This window comes from Klenkia sp. PcliD-1-E (assembly GCF_024124375.1).
GTDB lineage: Bacteria > Actinomycetota > Actinomycetes > Mycobacteriales > Geodermatophilaceae > Klenkia.
In genome coordinates this window covers 1-6,696 of sequence record NZ_JAMXRZ010000167.1, presented here as the reverse complement: position 1 = coordinate 6,696, position 6,696 = coordinate 1, and the positions used below count along the sequence as shown (strand labels likewise).

At 76.6% G+C, this 6,696-nt stretch carries 7 protein-coding genes; 1 reads left to right on the top strand and 6 read right to left on the bottom strand.

From position 1 onward, the window contains the following. Window positions 1-78: 78 nt before the first annotated feature. From rpe to NH342_RS21160, 6 genes are all read right to left on the bottom strand, one after another. Window positions 79-756 (bottom strand): ribulose-phosphate 3-epimerase, encoded by a 678-nt coding sequence (rpe, locus tag NH342_RS21185; RefSeq protein WP_253018040.1) that lies wholly within the window; start codon window positions 754-756, stop codon window positions 79-81. A 108-nt stretch (window positions 757-864) separates the two neighbouring features. After that, a complete protein-coding gene (gene acs / locus NH342_RS21180) occupies window positions 865-2,805 on the bottom strand; it encodes an acetate--CoA ligase (protein WP_253018038.1) in 1,941 nt (646 codons plus the stop codon). A 56-nt stretch (window positions 2,806-2,861) separates the two neighbouring features. Further along, a complete protein-coding gene (locus NH342_RS21175; RefSeq protein WP_253018036.1) occupies window positions 2,862-4,286 on the bottom strand; it encodes an RsmB/NOP family class I SAM-dependent RNA methyltransferase in 1,425 nt (474 codons plus the stop codon). Next, window positions 4,283-5,203 carry a methionyl-tRNA formyltransferase gene (fmt, locus tag NH342_RS21170; RefSeq protein WP_256481014.1) on the bottom strand — a complete coding sequence of 307 codons (921 nt, stop codon included), beginning with the start codon at window positions 5,201-5,203 and terminating at the stop codon, window positions 4,283-4,285. Before fmt ends, NH342_RS21175 begins: the two co-directional genes overlap by 4 nt. 5 nt (window positions 5,204-5,208) lie before the next feature. Beyond that, entirely contained in the window at window positions 5,209-5,766 is a 558-nt protein-coding gene (def, locus tag NH342_RS21165) for a peptide deformylase (RefSeq protein WP_253018034.1), read from the bottom strand. Between the two features lie 25 nt (window positions 5,767-5,791). Continuing rightward, entirely contained in the window at window positions 5,792-6,481 is a 690-nt protein-coding gene (locus tag NH342_RS21160; protein ID WP_253018032.1) for an aspartate/glutamate racemase family protein, read from the bottom strand. 33 nt (window positions 6,482-6,514) lie between these two features. On the opposite strand from NH342_RS21160, the gene NH342_RS21155 reads away from it, so the two are divergent. After that, a partial coding sequence (locus tag NH342_RS21155; RefSeq protein WP_253018030.1) for a hypothetical protein occupies window positions 6,515-6,696 on the top strand: 182 nt, incomplete at its 3' end.

Below are 6,696 nucleotides of genomic sequence, written 5' to 3'. Positions count from 1 at the left end.
GCCCGGGACCGCTGGTGGTCCGGGCGGCCGCGGCGGCCCGGGCCCCGGCGGCGGCCTGCTCGGCGGTGACCGGGTCGGTCACTGCTCGGGGAAGGAACGGGCGGCCTGCGCGCGCAGCGCCGCGATGGCCGCGGACGGGTCGTCCGCGCCGTAGACCGCGGAACCGGCGACGAACATGTCCACCCCGGCCTCGGCGGCGGCCTCGATGGTGTCGGCGTTGATCCCGCCGTCGATCTCGACGAGCAGGGTGAGGTGGCCGGTGTCGACCAGCCGGCGGGCCTCCCGGACCTTGTCCAGCACCTCGGGCATGAAGGCCTGGCCGCCGAAGCCGGGCTCCACGCTCATCACCAGCAGCGTGTCGAAGTCGCGCAGCACCTCGGTGTAGCCCTCGATCGGGGTGCCCGGCTTGATCGCGAGCCCCGCCAGCGACCCGGCCGCCCGCAGGTCCTTGGCCAACGCGCGGGGGTCGCCGGTGCAGGCCTCGGCGTGCACGGTGACGTTGCGGGCGCCGAGCTCGGCGTAGGCGGGGGCCCACCGCTCCGGGTCCTCGATCATCAGGTGGCAGTCCAGCGGCACCGGGCTGACCACCTGGATGGCCTGCACCACGGGCTCGCCGAGGGTCAGGTTCGGCACGAAGTGGGCGTCCATGACGTCGACGTGCGCCCAGTCGGCGTCGGCGATGCGGGCCAGCTCGTCGGCCAGCCGGGCGAAGTCCGCCGAGAGCAGGCTGGGCGCGATCATCGGGCGGCGTGGCACCCGGTGATCCTAGGTGCCGCCCCGCAGAGGGGTCGGAGGCGATCCCTGACGGTCGGAGGTGGTCGCGATGACCTCCCACCGTGCAGGACCACCTCCCACCCCTGCGCGTCAGGCCCCGGAGGACGTCCGGCGGTGCTCCGTCCACGCGGACTCCACGGCACCCATCGACGCCGGGTCGGTGAGCGAGGTGGTGTCCCCGCCGGTGCGGCCGGCGGTCATGTCCGCCACCAGCCGGCGCATGATCTTGCCCGAGCGGGTCTTGGGCAGGTCGGTGACGACGACGACCTCCCGCGGCTTGGCCACCGCCCCCACCCGGGCGGCCACGTGCGCGCGCAGCTCCTCGGCCAGCCCGCTGTCGTCGTCCCCGCCGGCCCGGGTGATCACGAACGCCACGATCCGCTGGCCGGTGACGTCGTCCGGGGCGCCCACGACCGCCGCCTCGGCCACCCGGGGGTGCGACACCAGCGCGGACTCCAGCTCGATGCTCGACAGCCGGTGCCCCGAGACGTTGAGCACGTCGTCGATGCGCCCGCCGATCCACACGTAGCCGTCCTCGTCGCGGGAGGCGGAGTCCCCGGCCAGGTACCAGCGGCGGTCGGCGTAGGGCGCCCAGTAGGAGCGGACGAAGCGGTCGTGGTCGCCCCACACGGTGCGGGCCATGGCCGGCCCGGGCCGGGTGATGACCAGGTTGCCCTCCACCCCGGGCTTGGTCTCCCGACCGTCCTCGTCGACCACCGCGACGGCCATCCCGGGCAGCGCCAGCGTCGCCGAGCCGGGCTTCGACGGGGTCTGCCCCGGCAGCGGCGCGACCACCGCGGCCCCGGTCTCGGACTGCCACCAGGTGTCCACCACCGGGCACCGGCCGCCGCCGACGTGCTCGTGCAGCCAGCGCCACGCCTCGGGGTTGATCGCCTCCCCCACCGATCCGAGCAGCCGCAGCGAGGTCAGGTCGTACCCGGCGGGCAGCTGGGGGCCGTGCTTCATGAACGTCCGCACCAGCGTCGGCGCCGTGTAGTAGGTGGTCACCCCGTACCGCTCGATGACCTCGAAGTGCCGGCCCGGGTGCGGCGTGAGCGGGCTGCCCTCGTAGATGACCTGCGTGGTGCCGTTGGACAGCGGGCCGTAGAGCACGTAGGTGTGCGCGGTGACCCAGGCCAGGTCGGCCTGGCACCAGTAGACGTCGTCGTCACGGGCGTCGAACAGCGCCCAGTGGGTCCAGCTGGCCTGGGTCAGGTAGCCGCCGCTGGTGTGCACCAGGCCCTTGGGCCGGCCGGTGGTGCCCGAGGTGTAGACGATGAACAGCGGGTGCTCGGCGGGGAAGGACGGCGCGGGGTGCTCGGCGGGCTGGCGCTCGAGCAGCTCGTCCCACCACACGTCACGGCCGGCGGTCCACGGGACGTCGTCCCCGGTGCGCCGGACGACGAGCACGTGCGCGACGTGGTCCAGACCCGCGACGGCCTCGTCGACCGCGGCCTTGACGGGGACGGCGGCGCCGCGGCGGAACTGGCCGTCGCTGGCCACGACGACCGTGGCGCCGGTGTCGGCGACGCGGAAGCGGAGCGCGTCGGCGGAGAACCCGCCGAAGACCAGGCTGACCACGGCCCCGATGCGGGCGCAGGCCATCGTGGCGACGACGGTCTCCACGAGCACCGGCAGGTACAGCACGACCCGGTCGCCGGGCCCGACGCCGAGCTCGGTCAGCCCGTTCGCCAGCCGTTGCACCTGCTCGTGCAGCTGCGCGTAGGTGACCGTCCGGCGGTCACCGGGCTCGCCCTCCCAGTGCAGCGCGACCTTGCCGCCCCGGCCGGCGTCCAGGTGCCGGTCCAGGCAGTTGACCGCGACGTTGAGCCGGCCGCCGTCGAACCACCGCGCGGTCGGCCAGTCCCGGTCGTCGTGCACGGTGTCCCACGGCCGGTCCCACTGGAGCCGGGCCGCCTGCTCGGCCCAGAACCCGAGCGGGTCGGCGTCGGCCGCCTCCCGGACCCCGGGGCCCACGTGGGCACGGGCGGCGAACTCCGGCGGCGGCGGGTAGGTCTCCACGTCGGGCACCCGACCATCCTGACCTGTCGGCCGGGTCAACCCGTCCCGGCCCCGGCGCCCCGGCGTCAGGCGCGGCGGCGCAGCAGGGCGACGAACATGGCGTCGGTGCCGTGCCGGTGCGGCCACAGCTGCAGCGCATCGCCCCGCGCGGCGTCGGGCACGCCGGGGAAGACCGGGCCGACCGGCAGCACCTCGACGTCGTCGCGGCCGGTCACCGACGCGACCACGTCGACGGTCTCGGCGGTGTGCGGCGAGCAGGTCACGTAGGCCACCACACCCCCGGGCCGGACGGCGGCCAGCGCGGCGGTGAGCAGCTCCCGCTGCAGGGCGGCCAGCGGCTCGACGTCCCCCGGCGACCGCCGCCAGCGGACCTCGGGGCGGCGGCGCAGCGCGCCCAGCCCGGTGCACGGGGCGTCCAGCAGCACCCGGTCGAAGCTGCCCGGCTCCCACGGCCCGGTGCGGCCGTCGGTGACCTGCAGGTCGACGTCGGGGGCGTCGCGCAGCGCGGAGGCGACCAGACCGACCCGGTGCTCGGACCGGTCGGCGGCGGTCAGGTGCACCCCGGCCGGGCGGACGGCGGCCAGCAGCGCGGCCTTGCCGCCCGGGCCGGCGCACATGTCCAGCCAGCGGGCGTCGGGGCCCTCCAGCGGGGCGCGCACCAGGGCCAGCGCGGCCACCTGCGAACCCTCGTCCTGCACACCGGCGGCGCCCGACCGCACCGAGGGCAGCTGTCCCGGGTCACCGCCCTCCAGCCGCACCGCGTGCGGCGACCAGGGGCCGGGCAGGCCGTCGGACTCCGCGATCAGCGTCGACCGGTCGACCGCGCGGGCCACCAGGTGCACCTCGGGCGCCTCGTCGTCGGCCAGCAGCGCGGCCTCGAGCTCGTCGTCGGCGCCCAGGGCGTCCCGCCAGGCGTCGATCACCCACTGCGGGTGGTCGGTGAGCAGCGCGAGCCGCTCGTCCCCGGTCGCGCCGAGCGCCTCCACCCACTGCTCGCGCCCCCCTCCGGCGGCGACCTTGCGCAGCACGGCGTTGACCAGCCCCGACCCGCCGGTGCCCACGATCGCCCGGGCCAGCGCCACGGTCGTGTCCACCGCGGCGTGCGCGGGCACCCGCAGGTCCAGCAGCTGGTGGGTGCCCAGCCGCAGCAGGTCCAGCAGCTCGGGCTGCAGCTCGGCCAGCGGCCGGGACACCAGCCCGGCCAGGACGGCGTCCAGGGTGCCGGTGGCGCGCAGCGTGCCGTAGGCGAGCTGGGTGGCGAAGGCTGCGTCGCGGGGGGTGAGGTCGGCGGCGCGCTCGCGCAGCAGCTGGGGCAGCAGCAGGTTGGCGTAGGCGTCGCGGGAGGACACCCCGTGCAGCACGTCGTAGGCGGTCAGCCGGGCGCCGTCCAGGACCGGGCGGGACCAGCGGCTCTCGGGCCGGTTCTGCCGGGTGCGCGGACCCGCCGGGCGGCCGGTGGGGCCGCGGCGGCGACCCCCGGGGCCCGTCACGCGCCCACCCGCTCGCCGTCGGCCGGCCGGGCACCCCGGGCCCAGTCGGCGGCGGGCAGCATCTTCTTCCCCGCCGGCTGCACCAGGCCCAGCCGGACGCTGCCGCGACCGGTGCCGACCAGCACACCGGAGGCACCGACCGACACCTCGCCCGGCGCCAGCCCCAGCGAGGTGGGCAGCGGCTCGACCGGGCCCAGCCGCAGCCGGTCGCCGCGCCACGTCGTCCAGGCCCCGGGTGCCGGGGTGACCCCGCGGACCCGGCGGTCGACCACGTGCGCGGGCAGCGCCCACTCGACCCGGGCGTCGGCGGTCTCGACCTTGGGGGCCAGCGAGACGCCCTCGGCGGGTTGCGGGACCGGCTGCAGCGACCCGTCGGCGATGCCGTCGAGGGTGGCCACCAGCAGCCCGGCGCCGCTGACGGCGAGCCGCTCGAGCAGGTCTCCGGCGGTGTCCCGGGGACGCACCGCCTCGGTGACGGTGCCGTAGACCGGGCCGGTGTCCAGTCCCTGCTCCAGCCGGAAGGTGCACGCGCCGGTGACCTCGTCGCCGGCCATCACCGCGTGCTGCACGGGGGCGGCGCCGCGCCAGGCGGGCAGCAGGGAGAAGTGCAGGTTGACCCAGCCGTGCGCCGGGACCTCCAGCGCGGCCGGGGGCACCAGCGCGCCGTAGGCGACGACGGGGGCGCAGTCGACGCCGAGCGCGGCGAACTCCTCGAGGAAGGCGGGGTCGCGCGGGGTCGGCGGCTGCAGCACCGGGATGCCCGCGGCGTCGGCGGCCTGCGCGACCGGGGAACGGACCTCGCGACGGCCGCGGCCGGCCCGGGCGTCGGGTCGGGTCAGCACCGCGACGACCTCGTGGTCGCCGGCCAGCAGGGCCTGCAGCGCCGGGACCGCGGGCGCCGGCGTGCCGGCGAACAGGAGCCTCAGTGCGGGCTCACCTTCACCACGGGCGCCGGCGCCGGGTCGCCCTGGGGCAGCCAGCTGTCGTGGCCCTGCCACTCGGCCTCGGCCAGCACCGACAGGGCGGCCTCCCGGGCCTGGGCGTCGAGCCGGTCGACGAAGAGCACGCCGTCGAGGTGGTCGGTCTCGTGCTGGATGGCCCGGGCCAGCTTGTGCGAGCCCTCCACCCGGATCGGTTCGCCGTGCATGTCCCACCCGCTGGCGGCGACGTAGAGGTGCCGGCGGCAGTCGAACCGGAAGCCGGGGATGGACAGGCAGCCCTCGGCGTCCTCCTCGGTCTCCTCGCCGACCGGGACGACGTCGGGGTTGACCAGGTGGCCGACCTCGCCGTCGACGTACCAGGTGAACACGCGCAGGCCGACGCCGATCTGCGGCGCGGCCAGCCCGGCGCCGCCGGCGGCGTGCATGGTCTCGGTCAGGTCGGTGACCAGACGGCGCAGCTCGGCGTCGAAGTCGACGACGGGGGCGGCGGGGGTGCGCAGCACCGGGTCGCCCATGATCCGGATCGGGGTGACGCTCACCCGTCGAGCCTAGTCGGGGCCGGGATCAGCGCAGCGCGGCGTCCAGGGCGGCCTGCACGTGCAGGGCCGTGGTGGCGAAGACGGGCACGTCGACGTCGTCCGCGCCGAGCAGCAGCTCGATCTCCGTGCAGCCCAGCACCACGCCCTGCGCGCCCTCGGCGACCAGCCGGCCGACCACCTCGACGAACCGGGCTCGGGAGACGTCGCTGACCACCCCGCGGCACAGCTCGTCGTAGACCACGCGGTGCACCTCGGCCCGGTCGTCCGGTCCCGGCACGAGGACGTCGAGGCCGCCGGCGGCCAGCCGCTCGCGCAGGAAGGGCTGCTCCATCGTGAACGCCGTGCCCAGCAGGCCCACCCGGGTCAGCCCGGCGGCGGTGACGGCCCGGGCGGTGACGTCGGCGATGTGCAGCAGCGGGACGTCGAGGACCGCCTCCAGCGCGGGCGCCACCCGGTGCATGGTGTTCGTGCACAGCAGCACCAGGTCCGCACCGGCCGCCTGCACCGCGGCCGCGTCAGCGGCCAGCAGCTCGCCGGCGGCGTCCCAGTCGCCGGCTGCCTGCAGCGCCTCGATGCCGGCGAAGTCGACCGACAGCAGCACGCACCGGGCGCTGTGCAGACCGCCCAGCCTGCCCCGCACGCCCTCGTTCAGCAGCCGGTAGTACAGCGCGCTGCTCTCCCAGCTCATCCCGCCCAGCAACCCGATGGTCCGCACCCGCACACCGTGCCATCCCCGGTACGGTGCGGTATGGCTCCCGGTACCCGGCACCGTGCCCGTGCCCTCGTCAGCAGCGTCCTCGACGGCGTCGTCGTCGGCGCCGGCCAGGCGGCCCTGGACCACCCCCGGCGCTCCCCCGCCCGGCGGCGCGCCTACGCCGCGGTGGCCGGCGCCGTCCTCGCCGATGCGGCGCTGGCGGAGCTGCCCACCGT